Here is a 17318-nt window from a genome sequence, read left to right on the forward strand (position 1 = left end):
TTGGACCCTTAAGTGAGTTCTTTGTGCTTTTTTTGTATATAATGAAAAGAAGACGGTTGGAGGTGAGGAATTTGTGGAAGAAATTAGCTATTATTGCCATTATTATTATTTTTATTGATCCCATTTATATGGCTGGTAAGGCAGTCGTTCAGCAGGTGCTGGATTGGACAAATAATGACGAAATAGAAACAATGCTTCTTTCAACAAAGGAGAAAATCGTAGATGTTACTGCTAGACTTTCAGACGACGCCTCCATAGAAACAGCCATACCTATAGAAGATATACATGAAGCGGAGGTAGCACCTAAAGCGCCGCCAATTCAGAAACCAGAAACGAAGCTAGTCGTGACAAATGCCAAAGAGATGGCTGATGCCATGTATGCATATTATAGTAGTTTTTCACCGAAGTTTGAAATTCAATATAAAGGTAATACACAACGAATTGAACAAATTGTGGAAGAGGCCTACAACAATGCTATTGAACGAGATGATTATGTTTATGGTCATGTTAGTAAGCATTCAATTCGTTATGAATATGGGCGAAATAAGGCAACTATTTTTGGAGAGCAGAGCTATTTAATGACGCCAGAACAGGCTGCCTTTGTCGAGATGAATGTCCAAGAAATCATCAACAAAATCAGTAAAGACTCTATGACAGAAGTAGAAAAGGTACGAGCAGTCAATGACTATATTGTCGCTAATACTGCCTATACAGATCAAACAAATTCTAGTCCACATAGTGCCTATACCGTACTTGCCGAGCATGGGGGAGTATGTCAGGGCTATGCTTTACTAGCTCACTCGATGCTTCAAAAACTGGGAATTGAAACAAAATATATCGTGGGCTATGTCGGCCAAGAGGGACATGCGTGGAATTTGGTCAAGCTGGATGGACAGTGGTATCACCTTGATACGACATGGAATGATCCAGTACCAGATCGCAAAGGTGCCATTCGTTACCAATACTTTTTAGTAGACGATCGTACAATGGCGAAAGATCACACGTGGATTGCTGAGGATTATCCAAAGGCAACAAGCACAATGTATAGTTATTATCATGATATAGACTTCCCAGCACAGGCTGGCGATCAATTATATTTTAGTAATATCTCTGATGACAATAAGTTGTATGTGCTTGATATAAAGACAGGTAAAATAAAGCGTGTCACAAATACTCGTGCACAATACATCGTTTACTCGGATGGGTGGCTATACTTTAGTAATTACTCTCGGGGGGCGTATTTAACAAAAATTCGTCCAGACGGTAGTGGAGAACAGGTACTAAATAGGGAAGATACAAAGGATATATTTGTGAAGGATGGCTTCCTCTATTTCACAACGAATGAATTGAAGAGAATGGCTCTCTAATTTAACATAAAAAAGGTGATGTCAACGGCACAAACAGCCATGTTGAAAGGCGAGGGGGTAATTTCCGTTCTGCCAGCGTCCTTCCCGGGGGGCAGTTCACTAAATCCATGTGGCAAAGGTGTCTTTTCCTTCTCTTTTATACTAGCCGTAGCGAACAAAATATTTGTATAATTAGAGAAAGGATAGGCTCTTATTTTCAATGTGGAGAAGTGATTAGTTCACACCTCTCAATAAATAAGTAGTGAACGCCTTCACTTTACTTAGGAATTTTTTCTAAAAAGATAATCTTTTGTGAGGTGGAGCGGAAGGCTACTCGATTCCCGCGAGACTGGCGAGCCTCTAAACACGAAGCGGCTCGGCGCTAGCCCACGGGAAAGCAAGTAGCCTGCAACGGAAATCCATCTTCATCTTTCACAAAATAGATGGTTTTGTTTTTTTACACTATGAAAAGGGCAATGACTTATAAATAGTCATATGCCCTTTTTGTACGTTCAATCAAATAAGTAATAGGCTGATGCTGACAAAGTTTAATATCAATTTGTGGATATAGTAAGGTGATTTCCTCCGTAAAAGTCTTTAAAATGAGTGGATTATGCTTGATGGCACCACCATTACAATAAAGTGTAAATGGTCCATTCTGATAGCCCATTTTTTTCAATACAGCGCTTGCTAGAAGAACTAATTCGTAGGCAGCCTGTAGTGATATTTGCATGGCGCAAGCATCTTCTTGCTCGACTGCCTTTGCTACAAATGAGCTCATCTTGGCCAGCTGTGCATTCGTATAGGATGGATGGAATAACCATTCCGCAAGCTCTGTTACATCCTGTATATTTAAAAAATGATAGACGGCTTCTTTTAAGATTGTTGGTTCACCACGACCATCCTCCATTTTAAATACAGCTCTTACTACTTCCTGCCCTAGCCAATATCCACTTCCCTCATCACCAGCTCGATGTCCCCAACCTCCTGCACGTACAATTCGTTGCCCGTCATAGGCATAGGCGATGGCTCCTGTTCCGGCAATGAGTAATGCACCAGCCTGTCCAGCAGTCACACCAAGTAGTGTAGCTTCCGCATCATTTTCAATAATTAGCGTCTTGATTTGTAGTTGTGTGGCCTTTAGGGCATTTTGAACAATGGCCGTTACTGTGGCATGATCCTTAGGAGAATCAATGCCAGCTAACGCAAAGGTAGCTACAGCAATTTGAGAATGGGGGTACTTTTGCAAAAATGTTTGTACATTTGCTAAAAGTCCTTGTAATCTTGCTGTAGCTGATTCGACACCAATGGCTTGATAATTAGAGCCTTGCATTGTTGTAGAATAGTGAATGTCACCAGATTCAGCATGAACGACCGCACATGCTGTTTTTGTTGCTCCACCGTCAATAATCAATAACCAATCCTTCATTGATTCCATTCCTCAAGAAAGGCTGTTAATTCCTTTTCCGCTTGTATAATAGAATTTTCCTTTAAGCGGACCCATTCATAAAGGTTTTGAGCATTCATTTTTGAACGTTCGAGCGCTGCTTTCATTGTGGCTGGAGCTGGGCCACCTAGCAATGTTCGCACACCAACAAAAGATTCTGGCTTTAATGTTTTATAAAAGTCTTCTTCTGAAATAGCTAATTCCTTTCCCGTAATCAATTTAGATTGTGTATTGGCAAGGCCCCATGTAAGGCTTGCTAGTGATTCTTCGCCATGGGCAAGTAGAACTTTAATACATTTGCTAACAATACTATGTGCTTGGCGGAATGAAATCCCCTCTGAACGCACTAATGTATCTGCAAGCTCTGTAACATTGGCAAAGCTATTCTCTGCACGGTTTCTTAATTTCTTTTTATTAACATCCATTGTGACAACAAGAGAACCAAATAACTTGTAAATACCATTTAAACGGTCAATGGCACGCCATAAATAGGGCTGCATATCATCTTCAGTGTCGACGATATCTCCGAACGGTGTATTATGTACCATTTGTAATACTGTACTTGCATCTCCAACAACCGCAGATAGTAATGAACGTGTATGCTCTACGGAAACAGGGTTACGTTTTTGAGGCATTATGGAACTTATCTGGACATATGGACTTGCGAGTGTGAATGCATTAAATTCCTGGGTAGCCCATAATAAAAAATCCTGAGATGTACGGCCGAGATTGAGTGCAGCCAGCTGTACAATACTTGCCGCTTCAGCAATATAATCTGCGCCTGCAACAGCATCCCACGCATTTTCGATAATATCATCAAATGCCAGTAGATCACGCATCCGTTCTCTACTAATATTAAAGCCTGTCGTTGTTAAGGCAGCCGCCCCCATACTACTGCGATTGACAGTTTTATAGACATGCTGCATCCGCTCAAAATCACGCTCAAGCTGGTCAATAACAGCTTTTAAATAATGGGCAAAGGTTGTGGGCTGAGCCTGCTGTGTATGCGTGTAGCCAATCATGATGGTATCTATATGTTCCTCGGCAGCCGCGATTAAGTCATCACGTAATGTTAGTAACTCGTTCATTAATAATAATAGTTTTTTCCTTAAGGTCATACGATAGATGGCGATCCCCATATCATTCCTACTTCTGCCAATGTGAAGATTTCCTGCAACATCACCAGCAAGCTCGATTAGTTTATTTTCAATGCGGAAAAATAAATCCTCATATTGGGGACTGTAATCCTCTAAACGATAATAATTTAAATCTATTTTTTTTAGAGCTATCCCAATTTGTTTCGCTTCATCTTTTTTTACGAGTCCTTGTTCTTCTAACATTTTTAAATGAGCAATATTAATTTGTAGCATGATTGTTAAAAAATTTTTCTTCGCCTCATCATAAGCTGGCTGTAAGACAATTTTCCGATAGATGTTAGAAGGGAATATCATCCCATCTTCCCGCTGCGTTTTGTTGCGAAAATCTTCAAACATTGTAATGGCCCCCTAATAGATTGGCAGCTAGATGGCTGTACCAGCACTGCCTTTTGATAGTTTTTCAGAAATAATAAGAACAACTAAAATTAAGCAAATTTGTAAGACACCATAAGCACAGGCGGTCCCAAATTTAAATGCATATAATTTTTGGAATATCGCTACAGACAATGGAATAGTGGATGTACTGTATATTAGAATGGATGCAACAAACTCACCAAAGCTTTGCACGAGAGCTAAGAGTGTCCCTGCTAAAATTCCGGTGAATGTTAACGGTACGACAATCCGCCTAAATGTATACCACCAATTGGCGCCTAAGCCACGTGAAGCCTCTTCAATCGATTGATCTAGTTGTACAAGAGAGGCGGAAGTAGATCGAAAAACAAGTGGTAAATGTCGAATAAAATACGCTAATGGCAAAATCCAAAATGTACCGATCAATACTTGATTGAAACTAAAAATACTTTCTGTACTAAAGGCAGCGATTAAATTGACCGCTACAACAGTACCAGGTAAAGCCCAAGGTACCATAATCAAAATATCGAGCAATGTTTTCCCTTTAAAGTTTAACCGAACCATAGCATAAGCAGCAGCGACACCAAAAATGATATTGCCGATTGTTGCTATGACACCCATTTGAATGGAATTCCAAATAGGTCGCCATGTACGCTCATCAGTAAAAAGAGCAATATAATGATCGATCGTATAGTCGGTCGGGAGAATTTGCGTTTTCCAAGCACCATCAACAGAAAAAGATATCAATATCAAAACTAATATCGGCAATATTAATATGAATGTCCCAACAAAGGATGCGATTGTTGCCATAACTTTAATTTTTTTAGAGGATACCTCAGAACGATGAACACTGATACCCTTACTGAGATTTTGATAATTTCGCTGATTCTGATACCAACGCATGATGATTAAAAAGGTAATAGATACAAAGGATAAAATCATCGACTGTGTTGCAGCCATCTCAAGATTGCCATTTGTACGTGATAAATATATTTGCATCGTCATGGTGCGCTCTACACCAAACATTAAAGGTGCTGTATAGGAAGCCATTGAGATCATAAACACTAATAAGGACGAAGCGACAATGGAAGGTGTCAGCATTGGTAGAATAACCTTTGTCCATACGCGAATACGCCCTGCACCTAGACTGGTTGCAGCCTCTTCTAAAGCAGGATCGAGCCCCTTAATAGCAGCTGAAGCTGTTAAGTAGAAGTACGTATACATCGTGAAGGTATGAACGACGACAACTCCCCAAATGCCTTTCAATGCAAACGGTACATGGTCTAATCCGAATAGATGCTGAAAGATTCGAGGGAAAATACCGCTATCGCCATATAAAAATGAAAAAGAAAGTACACCCACTAGAGGAGGAAGTGCCATAGGAACTAATACTAAAATAGACAGTGTACGCCTTCCTGGGAAATTATAGCGCTCCAGTAAAAAGGCCATCGTAACCCCAACGAATGCACAGCAAATAACACTGATGATCGAAATATAAATACTGGTCCATAAAGCTTCTAAGTTTGCTGGGCTCGCCAGATCAAAAAATTTTTTATAGTGAAAGAAAGCCTCATCACCAGCAAAGCTTTGGATAAATGTTTGATAGAAGGGGTAAACCACATAGGCGAACAACACTAAAAATAATGGCGATATTAAAATATAAACAAACCAATTGGATTGAAAAATTCGTGTCCACGCGCTTTCCTGAGAGGCATTGACAGACTGTTTTCCCATATTGGCTTCCTCCTATTCCCCTAATAAGTACAGTGAATCATGAGCCATATTGATTGTAATGTCTTCACCGATTTTCTTTATTTGGTCATAAGAATTAATAATCATTACTTTAAGTGAAAATGCCGTAAAATCTACAATGTAATTGACGCTAATACCTGTAAATTCAACAAATGTAATTTTTCCTGTTAACGTATTATCACCAGTACCTAGTTGAATAGACTCCGGTCGAATAGAAATAAACACTTTGTCTCCAATCATATGCGTTAAAGAGGGGGAGCTTTGTTGCTTTCGCCCAGTCAAAAGATGTCCATTTAAGGTTCTCACTTGTACATTTTCACCATTAATGGCTTGTATAGTGCCTTCGATTAAATTGGTTTCACCAATAAAGTTAGCTACAAAACGATCTTCAGGCTGATGATAAATTTCTTGAGGAGTCCCAATTTGCTTGATCAAACCATTCTCCATGACCATGATTCGATCCGACATAGCCATTGCCTCCATCTGATCATGGGTAACGTAAATTGTTGTAACGCCAAGCTCAGATTGAATTCGTTTGATTTCAATACGTGTTTCCTCACGCAATTTAGCATCTAGATTGGATAGAGGTTCATCCAGTAATAAAATATCTGGCTCAATTACAAGCGCTCTAGCTAAAGCAACCCGTTGTTGTTGTCCACCAGATAGTTCATTTATTTTTCTGTTACCATAAGCTGCTAGATGTACTTGTCCTCTAATGCGGTCAACCTTGTATTGAATTTCGGTCTTTGAAAATTTCCGCACTTGTAAACCAAAGGCAATATTTTCATCAACCGTCATATGAGGAAAAAGAGCATAATTTTGAAATACCATACCGATATTGCGTTTATTGGGCTGAAGTCGAGTGACATCTCGATCGTCAAAAAGAATTTTACCTTTAGAAGGGTAATAAAAGCCTGCAATCATCCTTAAAGTGGTTGTTTTGCCACAGCCGCTAGGACCGAGAAAAGTAAAAAATTCCCCTGCTTTTATTTCAAGATTTATATCATTCACGCCATACACTTGACCAAATTGCTTTGAGACATTTTCAATTTTGACACTTCTCAATCATAAACTCCTCTCTAACAAAGAATGCAGATGATACAGGAAGGTAAAAATTCGCAGCACAAGTCGAATTTTTACCTATTTTATTATTTGCCGCGCCCTTTTACATTGTTATCCCAATATTCCATCCATTCAGCTTCTTTGTCAGACATTAGCTGCCAATCAATATCGAACGTTTTTAAATCTAATTCCTGATACCATTCTGGCATGGAAGCCTTATCGATATCAGAACGTGTAGGAATTTGATAATAATCGTTCGCCAATTGTGTCACCATTTCTTTTTCAAATAAGAACTCTACAAATAGTTTTGCATTGTCTAAGTTTTTCGCATTGTTTACAACGGCTACACCATCTACTAAAATAGGTGCACCACTTTTTGGATAAATATAATCAAAAGGATAATCAGTCGTATATTTCTTTAATAAAATATCTTGCAAATTCCATAAAGAAACACTACCTTCTTGTCGTGTTAGCTTTAAATATAAGGCATTAGGATCTTGTGTATACTCCTTTGTATTAGCATCTAATTGTAATAACCATTCATAGCCTTTATCAGGTGAATCGTCTCCCTGTCGTACAATCATAGAGGAATAAATTGTGCGCATTGTACCTGACGCAAGCACACCTCTAATTAGAATTTGATCCTTCCATTTAGGATCTAATAGGTCATCCCAGTCCTGAGGCCCTGTTTCTTTTGTCAGTAAATCACTATTAATCATAATGACCTCTGGTAGCAACATCTCACCAAACCAACGTCCATCTGCATCTTTGTGTGAGGCATCAATGGCACCGATAAAGCTAGGCTGCCAAGCATGCAATAAGTCTTCATTTGCTCCAACAATGAGAGCGGATTGCGTTCCACCCCACCAAAAATCTGCTTGAGGATTGGCCTTTTCACCGCGGAGGCGCTCTAAAATTTGCTGTGCCCCCATCGTTAAAAACTCGACCTCAATGTCTGGGTATTTTTCATTAAACTGATCGATCACATTTTGCACCATTTCTTCATCACGACCTGTGTAAATGACAAGCTTTCCTGAAGGTGTCGTTGCTGCCACTTCTGTTTTATCACCATCAGATGTTTTGTCTTTATTTGCTGCACCATCTGTAGAATTTTGCTGATTATTGCCGTTACAAGCAGCTAAAGCTAAAAACATCAACACAAGGAAAAAACCAAGAATGCGGGTTTTTTTCATCATCTTCTCCTTTCATAAAGTAAGGTACTTGCATATTGCAGTATAATACGAAAGGATAAGATTAATGTTAGAATTATTAAAAAATTACATTTGTCTTCATCATAGCTAAGTACTTAACAGTAAGCAATGCGATTTCAGCAAAATTCAAAAAAACTCCTTAAAAAGGAATCATTCCATTTTTAAGGAGTTTTTTGTCGATTTATGAATGGGCTTCTAATAAGCTGTCTTTTTGTTGCCGTTGTGCAATAATGGTTGGCAGCATCATACCAGCAATAACGAGAATAATCCCTACGATTTGTACAGCGGTTAAAGGTTCATGCAGAACAATAACCGAAACTGTAACGGCAACTGGTAATTCGATGGCACTTAAAATGGAAGCTAGCGCGCCACCGACTTTAGGAATAGCGATTGAAAATAAGTAAATTGGTAAAATGATACCGAAAAGACCTAGTGCTAGTCCAAATTTCCATAAGCCTTGCATGAATAATTGGCCATTCCAAATAACCTCAGGGCTAAGGAAAATACTAATCATAATAAGGGCTACGAAGGAAACGATTAATACCCGAGAAGTCGTAGTAACTCCCTCGACAGGCCGCGAATTGAATTGAATGAAGCAAGCAAAGGTAAAGGCTGCTGCAAAGCCAAATAGCCACCCTTGGATAGGGATGCCACTTAAATCTACATTTAATACACCAGCAGCTAAAATAGTTCCTGCAAATAAGATAATGATCGAAATTACTTCAGGTCGACTGGGTAATCTTTTGTGTAGGGCACAATCAATTAGCAGACCAATCCATGTAAATTGGAATAGCATGACTACCGCAAGAGAAGCGGGTAGATATTTTAAAGATTCTCCATACACTATTCCTGTCGTCCCAGTAAAAATTCCAGCACAAATTAAAATAAGTAAGCCCTTTTTGGATGGACTCGGTAATTTTCTGTCTGTAAAAATAAAAATGGCTACAACGAGTAAAAAGCCAATTATATACTGACTTGATACTGCCTCTGATGTTGTAAAGCCATGCTGCATAGCTACTTTGACAATCGTTGACAATATACCGTAGCTACTAGAAGCAATGACAATCAAAAGAGGGTAAATAAAATTTGTTTTCATATATAAATATTTCACTTCCTAAAACTGTTTCACCATGTGATGGAATGGCTCATCGATTATGGACCATGGCTCTGTAATAACAAAGCCCAAACGCTCATAAAGTCGGCGAGCATCTTCTTTTTGGGTTTCAACATTTAATGATAATTTTGTATAGCCGCGCTGCTTTGTTAGCTCTTCGGCAAATTGTAATAGCAATGTTCCAATTCCTTTACCTCGTGCTTCTGGTGCTACGCAAACAGTATCGATATATGCCTCATCTTCATGTGCTTCTTGATCAATGACAATGGATGTAGCGTTTTTTGCTTCTAGCCATTTAACAAGGTTAGCATCCATGTGAACGGCTTGTGCACCGTGATAATAAACGAGAATCCCTAATATTTGCTCTCCTTCAGTAGCGACAAAGGTATTTAAATAAGAATGTCGATTGTCGTCACGTTGAAAAAGAATTGTCAGTTCTTGTATAACAGCTTCAGCTGATTTCTCGCCAGTTAAGCGATTAGCAATTTCACCAATTGCATCGATAATAAGAGGCACAACGGCATGGGCATCATGTGGTTGCGCTTGTCGAATTGTAATACTCATCTTGATAATCCCTACCTTTCTATAGGCAAGTATAACAAAGATAGAGATTGACTCAAATTTTATAGCCCACTAACAAAAGTAAAACCCATTAGCTTAATCCAGCAGGTGTTCAACAAAACACTAAATTAAAACAATGGCTCTAGCTGATATCAAAGATTTTGAAAAGAGGCTTGTATGATGCAGATCAGTCAACCGTTGTCACAGGATAGACAGACAGTTATAGATTCACTTCTACTCGTCAGCTCGAAAATATTTGGACGCAATGACGCCCCGGCGTCATTGATAGAATGACAATTTTCGTGTTAATCTATAATGACTAGACATTTTGGAGGACAATCATGACAAAGCAAGAGAAGGATTTTATATTAGTCTATGGAGATGCTTTTATTGACTATATTGCTGATGATGTAACAAACACATCATTTACTAAATATATGGGTGGTGCAACGGTAAATGTTGCAGCTGGTATTAGCCGAATTGGGGCACCGTCGGCATTAATTACTATTACAGGGGATGACGAAGGCTCTCAATTTGTGCGAGATGGGCTTGCCCAAGAGGGTGTACAACTGGATTATGCCGTATTTAATCCAGCAAAGCGAGTAAGTGGCGTATATGTGCATCTTACAGAAGCGTGTGAGCGGATTTTTAAAGATTATGTTGATGAAACACCCGATTTACAAGTGGAACCATCACAGCTAAATGAAGCAGCTTTTAAACATGCTTCGGCTTTAACAGTATGTTCAGGTACTATGTTCCATCCAACAGCACTTGCCACAACGCGAGCTGCTGTAGAAATGGCAAAGGATAAGGGTGCAATTATTGCAATGGATGCCAATATTCGACCGCTACGTTGGAGCAGTGAGGAAATTTGTCGAGAGACGATTACATCATTTTTTGAGGATGTTGATATTTTAAAGGTTACGGATGATGAATTATTCTTCCTGACAGAGACAACTACCTTAGAAGAGGGCATTGCACATCTCAATAGCTATTTAGTGCCTATTATCTTAATCACAGTAGGAGAAAATGGTACTTATGCTGTACTTAATGGTGAGGTTCTCCATGTGCCGACGGAGAAGGTAGTACCTGTAGATACGACAGGTGCGGGCGATGCATTTATGGCAGGCGTACTACGTGATGTCCATTATAATGGCTTACCTACAACGCAAGAAGAACTCGTACGCTGTACAAGCTTCGGCAATAAATTAGGAGCTTTTGCTGCCACAAAAGCAGGTGCATTAACTGCCCTACCATATTATGAGGACATTAAGCATTTACTAAAATAAACATGTGGGATGTGGAGAATATGGAAAAGAACTACGATGCTTTAGTAGAAGATCGACTATTCTTTGGTGGCGCAAAAGACGCTGAGACTGCATTTGCACAAGAATCCGTAAATATTGTGATAGATGTTCGTGTTCAAGGGCTTTCCACACAAGAGCAGCAAACAGTTCCTTATTCTTATAAACATTTGCCAATTGCAGATGAAGAGATTGAGGTAGCACCATCTATTCAACAAGTAGCGAAAGAAATTGCATCAGCCTTCGAGGACGGGCAAAAAGTATATATTCACTGTGGAAGTGGTGGCGGACGTGCAGGTGTTGCCGCCGCAGCCGCATTAATGGAGCTGGGAATGGTTAATTCATTAGAGGAAGCAGAAGCAGCAGTTAAAAAAGCTCGTCCACAAGTATCCATTCGCCCAAAAATGGAAGATGCATTGCAACAACTATATAAATAAAAAAAGATGTACCTATTAGGGTGCATCTTTTTTATTAAATTTTATTTTGTTCTATACATATTAGAACAAAGTTGTTATAGTTAATATATAACAAATGATGAGGTGATCTGTATGATGGAGGAATTAGCAAAGGTTCCATGGGCGGTTATCGCACCGCTCATCATCGTTCAAATTATATTAATGATCGTAGCGCTTATTGATCTGCGTAAAATCCATGCCACAAATGGTCCTAAAATTTTATGGGTATTTATCATTCTATTTGCCAATCTATTAGGGTCCATTGCGTACTTTATAGTAGGGAGAAAGCAGTCATGACAACATTACTTCAAGTTACAGGCTTGACCAAGCAATTTGCAGAGCACACAGTTGTAGATAATATTCATTTCGTGTTAGAAGAAAAGACTTCAACGGCTTTAATTGGACCAAATGGAGCTGGCAAGACAACAACTTTATCTATGTTAACAGGGCTCTTAAAACCGACTGCTGGAAGTGTAAGGATGTTAAATGGAGATTTACGTGCGAATATAGGGTTTTTACCTCAATATCCGCAGTTTCATCCTTGGCTAAGTGCATTAGAGTTTACAGAAATGGCTGCTAGGTTGAATGGTGTAGCAGCCAAAAAAGCTAAATTAGAAGCACAAAAAACATTAGAGTTCGTAGGGTTGGGGGATGCGCTACATAAAAAAATAGCCACTTTTTCTGGGGGAATGAAGCAACGTCTTGGTATTTCCCAGGCAATTGTGCATAAGCCTAAATTACTGCTATTAGATGAACCAGTTTCAGCGTTAGATCCCGTTGGACGCAGAGAAGTGCTCGATTTATTAAAAGGTTTACAACAAGAGACAACCATTTTATATTCAACGCATATTTTAAATGATGCGGAAGAAATGACAGACCAGCTATTATTTTTGCAAAATGGAAAACTAGTGGAGCAGGGTACATTACGTGAGGTACGGCAACGTTTTGATGAGCAAAACTATGTAATTGAATTTGGCAGTGAAGAAGAGGCGAAGCTTTTTGCGGATCCATCCTATACTATAATCGGTTGTTATGTGTATATTGAGGTTGTGAATGAGGAGCCAACGATGAAGGAGCTGCTACAACGTTTAAGTGCATGTCCTTATACCATCCGAAAAGTGGAGCGACAAACAGCATCTCTGGAAGAAATTTTCATGAAGGTGGCGAAAAAAGCATGAGTGGATTCAAAGTACTTCTGCAAAAGGAATATAGAGAAGCATGGCGGAGCTGGAAATTTTTATGGATACCTCTCGTGTTTGCTTTGCTTGGAATGAGTGATCCACTAACAAACTATTATATGATGGATATATTAAATGCTGTTGGGAATGTACCTGAGGGCTTTGAAATGCTAATGCCAGAATTAGTGCCAGTTGATTTACTCCAAGCTTCTATTGGACAGTTTCAAACAATAGGCTTACTGGTGATGATGGCTTCATTTGTAGGGGCTATTAGTAAAGAACGAGCAAGTGGCATGGCTACCCTCTTATATGCACGGCCCATTTCATATGGCGCCTACTTTATGAGTAAGTTTATTGTTATAGGCACAGTTTGTTTTGTAAGTATTTTAGCTGGCTTTGCTGCAAGTGTATATTACACAAGCATATTATATGGAACTTTGGACATTGGAGCACTACTAATTAGTTTTTGTACGTACTATATTTGGCTGTTATTTGTAATAGCTGTCTCATTACTGATGAGTGCTAGTTTTAAAACGGTTATAGCTACTACATGTGCATTTACGGTGATCTTTGTAGGGCAAATCGTAGATATGATAGTGGGAATCTTTTGGACAATATCTCCTTGGAAACTAGCGAGCTATGGAATTTTGCTAGTACGAGGAGCAATGGACATGTCAGACTATTGGTGGAGCCTAATAATGACTGTGGCATTAACAATTATCTGTATTAGCATTGGGATCGCGATGATGAAAAGAAATGCGTCTATGGCAAAAATCTAAAAAAGATAAAACGGTAAAAACCAGTTTACGATGAGTTTTTACCGTTTTTTATTTTTAAATCATCCCACCATTTATAAGCAGTATCAGCCCGACAAAGAACATAATCCAAGAAAGAGCAGAACTTATACTTTGATCAAAAAGTGTTTGAATTTTTCTTAACGGTTGATTCATAAATCCACAGAATAAAAGATGTAAAACAAGTAGAATGATTCCTGGTGTAATCATCCCAAGTTAATGCGATCTATTTCGGCAGCTACAAAAATTTGCTGTCGGAAAGCTTGCTTTTTATCTCGTTATTGATTCGAAAGCTGGATGAATTTCTGGATAAGGGACTCTGTTAGCCCTCCCTCAATAGCCGCAGCGTTCTTTAATCCAAGTATGGCACTCTCCATCTGTTGTCATTTCTTTTGTTCCTCCGCTATAAAAGTTAACTTGTTTGCCACGCCCATGAATTATTTAGTAGAGTTTGAATTTCTTTTAATTTGAATCCTGATGCCTTTAAAAATACGATTTGTTGGGGCATTTTCACCGTAAATCCTCTGTCCATCCTCCGTCTTTGCTGTTGGAAGTAACAGTCCAATCTCCTCACAGTAAGCCAGTTTGCTTGGAAACATGGTGAATCGTCAGCAGAATAACTAATACCCCTCTCTGTTACAGCCAGTATATAAAATAACATTACGTCACTTTCAAGGGGGAATTGTTAATTCATTTCTATATTTAAAAACTACATTCTTGGAATCTCTATAACTTAGGAATATAATGGGTGTGTAACTCGAAATTTGTCAAATAACTCGGAAAATATATAGATGAATAGAGAAAGAAGGTACAAGAAAAGTGGGGACTGAAAACTCCGATCGTTTCCTGACAGCGTTTAATCGAATAGATCATAGATTACGAGATATTGTAGGAGCCAAGGATTTTATGGCTTTTTATAGACTGATTGATCAAGCAAAGAAAAAGGATGTCTTGGTGAAGAAATATGAGGATGATTTACGCTCATATGCCGACTTACGTAATGCTATTGTGCATCACCGTACTTCCTTACATTATGTCATTGCAGAACCACATACCGATGTTGTAGAAAGAATTGAATACATAGATGCTACCCTTGCTAAGCCAACGCTTGTGGGACAAATGTTCCGTAAAAGAGTACTGGTTTTTCAGGAAAACGATTCATTGAAACATGTACTAAAAGTGATACGCCAACGCAAATTTACGCAGTTCCCAGTTTATTATAATAAGCAATTTAAAGGGCTTATCACGACAGTAGGAATTACGAATTGGCTTGCTTCAAAAATGGGTGGTGACCATCTACCAAAAAGGATTCCTACGTTGCATGATATTTTAATGCATGAGAAAAATAGAGTAAATTACAAATTTGTCAGCAGATCTTTAACGATCTATGAGGCTGAGGAGATTTTTAAACAAGGGGTCGAAAGGGGAAGGCGCTTCGAGGCCTTACTAATAACAGAGCATGGCGAACCACATCAAAAATTACTAGGTATCATTACACCATTAGATATAGTAAAGATCGACTAACAAAGAGACGAGACAAACAATTACGGGCTTGAATGTCTCGATTTGTCTTTTAGGCTAATGTATAAGGATCCATTTGTTTGGACTTGAGCAAAATAAACTTCTTCTACTGATTGCACATTTTGTTTTTTCAATTTTTTCAATACCCAATCTTCTGTTAGCTCAAGCTCAACTATATTTTCTGTAATAAGTTGACCATCCGAAATGACTTCCGTAGGCAGATAAGTAGGTGGTGATACATCCGCTTTCACATCTTGCTTCGTAGCCACTTGCTCAGAAGTTTTTTGTAAAACACTGAGTTTACCATTTGTTTCTAACATAGCATATTCAACATCCTGTACAGAAAAAATGGCTTGTTCACGTAGCATCATTGTTAGCTCATCTAAATGAAGACGATTTTTTTGTAGAGCTGATTCTAATATAAGCCCCTTTTGAATAACGATGGTAGGTTTATCATCGATGAGAACACGAGCCTTTTTAGATTTAATGGTAATGACGGTCATCAAATAGGTTAAAGCACTCCACCAAACGAGGGATATCATACCATCTAAAAAAGGTGTTTCTTCCTGTGAGGCTATTTCTGAAGCAATCGAACCAAATGTAATACCTGTAATATAGTGGAAGAATGTTAACTGGCCCAATTGTTTTTTCCCAAGTATACGTGCCAGAATGAGTAATGCAAAAAACGAAAGTGTTGTTCGAAGAATCATTTCCCAAAAGTGAGCATGAATAAAGCTTTCCATGCATATATCAACTCCTTTTACAGCTGTCGAACTATAGCTTGTGCAAAATGGTCGATAGTATGCGACAATCCTGTATAAACAAAATATGAGCGAGGTGGCAACATGAATAAACAATTAAATTTAACAAATCCAATCTATCCAATTATGGTTGCAATCGGTGTTGCTCACCTTATCAATGATACGATGCAAGCTGTTATCCCAGCGATGTTTCCGATATTTAAGAGTGAATTAGGTTTGACCTTTACACAAATTGGTATGATTTCTTTTGTTTTAAACATATTTGCTTCTGCATTACAGCCTGCTGTAGGCTTTATCAGTGATAAAAAACCAATGCCCTATGCTTTACCAATAGGTATGATTAGTTCTTTTATAGGTATCGCCATTATCGCGTTTACAACACAGTATTGGATTATTATTATTGCGGTATTATTTATCGGCTTTGGTTCAGCTATATTTCACCCTGAGGGATCGCGAGTTTCATTTATGGCAGCTGGTTCTAAAAGAGGACTTGCTCAGTCTATCTATCAAGTAGGAGGAAATTCAGGACAAGCTCTTGCACCGTTAATTAGTGCGTACATCTTTGATATTTTCGGGCAGCGTGGTGCTGCAATCGTATTAGTCGTTGCAACGTTCGGTATCATTTTATTGAGTAAAATAGCTACATGGTATAAAAAACAATTGGAGCAAGAGCGTATAGCGAAGAAAAAACGTGTACTAATCTCAACATTGCCTCCTTTAACAAAGAAACAAGTAGGAATTGCGTTAACATTATTATTTACAATTATTTTTGCACGATCATTTTATACAACAAATATAACAAGCTTTTATGTGTTTTATTTGATGGATCACTATGATGTCAGCCTACGACTAGGACAAATATTAATATTCACCTTCATGGCATTCGGGGTAGTAGGTACATTTTTCGGAGGCTCTTTATCTGATCGTATTGGTAGAAAGAATGTCATTATTCTTTCTGTGGTAGTGCCAATGCCATTTTGTTTAGCATTGCCCTATGTACCATTATGGGCCGCTATGATATTTTTAGTCATTATCGGTACATTGATTATGATTAGCTTCTCCGTAACGGTAGTCTATGCTCAAGAGCTAGTACCAACAAAAATTGGTACAATGGCTGGCTTAACAACGGGCTTTGCCTTTGGTATGGGAGCAATAGGTGCGATGGTTATCGGCATTTTAATGGATCATAAAGGGATTGATTTTACTATGATGGTCGTTTCCTTATTACCGTTATTATTGTTGATTGCCTTCTTTTTACCGAAGGATAAACCAGCATCCACTGCAGTTTAAAAAACGCGTCCTCT

The 17318-nt window shown here is 38.6% G+C and carries 16 protein-coding genes; 8 read left to right on the plus strand and 8 right to left on the minus strand.

Features of this window, described 5'->3' with window-relative positions:
- Positions 1-62: 62 nt before the first annotated feature.
- Positions 63-1367 carry a transglutaminase domain-containing protein gene (locus MHI04_RS00700; RefSeq protein ID WP_342535249.1) on the plus strand — a complete coding sequence of 435 codons (1305 nt, stop codon included), beginning with the start codon at positions 63-65 and terminating at the stop codon, positions 1365-1367.
- Positions 1368-1827: 460 nt separating this feature from the next.
- Here MHI04_RS00700 and MHI04_RS00705 read toward each other — a convergent pair whose 3' ends face one another.
- The 7 genes from MHI04_RS00705 to MHI04_RS00735 all read right to left on the minus strand — a co-directional run bounded on the left by MHI04_RS00705 (position 1828) and on the right by MHI04_RS00735 (position 10004).
- Entirely contained in the window at positions 1828-2775 is a 948-nt protein-coding gene (locus MHI04_RS00705; protein ID WP_058843775.1) for a BadF/BadG/BcrA/BcrD ATPase family protein, read from the minus strand.
- Complete coding sequence (gene argH / locus MHI04_RS00710) at positions 2772-4286, minus strand: argininosuccinate lyase (protein WP_058843774.1); 1515 nt, start codon at positions 4284-4286, stop codon at positions 2772-2774. The genes MHI04_RS00705 and argH overlap by 4 nt, the downstream gene beginning before the upstream one ends.
- Positions 4287-4313: 27 nt before the next feature.
- Positions 4314-6035: an iron ABC transporter permease gene (locus MHI04_RS00715; protein ID WP_342535251.1), complete on the minus strand. Its 1722-nt coding sequence runs from the start codon at positions 6033-6035 to the stop codon at positions 4314-4316.
- A 12-nt stretch (positions 6036-6047) separates the two neighbouring features.
- A complete protein-coding gene (locus MHI04_RS00720) occupies positions 6048-7118 on the minus strand; it encodes an ABC transporter ATP-binding protein (RefSeq protein ID WP_036124956.1) in 1071 nt (356 codons plus the stop codon).
- A gap of 83 nt (positions 7119-7201) precedes the next feature.
- Entirely contained in the window at positions 7202-8308 is a 1107-nt protein-coding gene (locus MHI04_RS00725; protein ID WP_036124955.1) for an extracellular solute-binding protein, read from the minus strand.
- A gap of 199 nt (positions 8309-8507) precedes the next feature.
- A complete protein-coding gene (locus tag MHI04_RS00730; protein ID WP_036124953.1) occupies positions 8508-9422 on the minus strand; it encodes a DMT family transporter in 915 nt (304 codons plus the stop codon).
- A gap of 18 nt (positions 9423-9440) precedes the next feature.
- Positions 9441-10004, minus strand: a complete 564-nt coding sequence (locus MHI04_RS00735) for a GNAT family N-acetyltransferase (RefSeq protein ID WP_036124951.1) — start codon at positions 10002-10004, stop codon at positions 9441-9443.
- A 338-nt stretch (positions 10005-10342) separates the two neighbouring features.
- Here MHI04_RS00735 and MHI04_RS00740 point away from each other — a divergent pair, with 338 nt between their 5' ends.
- The 6 genes from MHI04_RS00740 (at position 10343) to MHI04_RS00765 (ending at position 15256) form a co-directional block, all read left to right on the plus strand.
- Positions 10343-11290 (plus strand): carbohydrate kinase, encoded by a 948-nt coding sequence (locus MHI04_RS00740; RefSeq protein WP_036124949.1) that lies wholly within the window; start codon positions 10343-10345, stop codon positions 11288-11290.
- Positions 11291-11310: 20 nt separating this feature from the next.
- On the plus strand, positions 11311-11742 hold the full coding sequence (locus tag MHI04_RS00745; RefSeq protein WP_342535253.1) for a dual specificity protein phosphatase family protein: 432 nt from the start codon (positions 11311-11313) through the stop codon (positions 11740-11742).
- Positions 11743-11853: 111 nt separating this feature from the next.
- On the plus strand, positions 11854-12057 hold the full coding sequence (locus MHI04_RS00750; RefSeq protein ID WP_004233126.1) for a PLD nuclease N-terminal domain-containing protein: 204 nt from the start codon (positions 11854-11856) through the stop codon (positions 12055-12057).
- A complete protein-coding gene (locus MHI04_RS00755; protein ID WP_036125076.1) occupies positions 12054-12938 on the plus strand; it encodes an ABC transporter ATP-binding protein in 885 nt (294 codons plus the stop codon). Before MHI04_RS00750 ends, MHI04_RS00755 begins: the two co-directional genes overlap by 4 nt.
- Positions 12935-13717, plus strand: a complete 783-nt coding sequence (locus MHI04_RS00760; RefSeq protein ID WP_330493871.1) for an ABC transporter permease subunit — start codon at positions 12935-12937, stop codon at positions 13715-13717. Before MHI04_RS00755 ends, MHI04_RS00760 begins: the two co-directional genes overlap by 4 nt.
- Positions 13718-14551: 834 nt before the next feature.
- A complete protein-coding gene (locus tag MHI04_RS00765) occupies positions 14552-15256 on the plus strand; it encodes a CBS domain-containing protein (RefSeq protein WP_036125082.1) in 705 nt (234 codons plus the stop codon).
- A 20-nt stretch (positions 15257-15276) separates the two neighbouring features.
- Here the strand turns inward: MHI04_RS00765 and MHI04_RS00770 are convergent, their stop codons facing one another.
- Positions 15277-15996, minus strand: a complete 720-nt coding sequence (locus tag MHI04_RS00770; RefSeq protein ID WP_080717103.1) for a DUF421 domain-containing protein — start codon at positions 15994-15996, stop codon at positions 15277-15279.
- A 102-nt stretch (positions 15997-16098) separates the two neighbouring features.
- Between MHI04_RS00770 and MHI04_RS00775 the strand changes: the two genes are divergently transcribed.
- Positions 16099-17304, plus strand: coding sequence for an MFS transporter (locus MHI04_RS00775; protein ID WP_036125084.1), 1206 nt, complete (start codon positions 16099-16101; stop codon positions 17302-17304).
- The last annotated feature ends 14 nt before the right edge of the window (positions 17305-17318 follow it).

It is taken from the genome of Lysinibacillus sp. FSL K6-1151, assembly GCF_038630755.1.
Taxonomy (GTDB): Bacteria; Bacillota; Bacilli; order Bacillales_A; family Planococcaceae; genus Lysinibacillus; species Lysinibacillus fusiformis_D.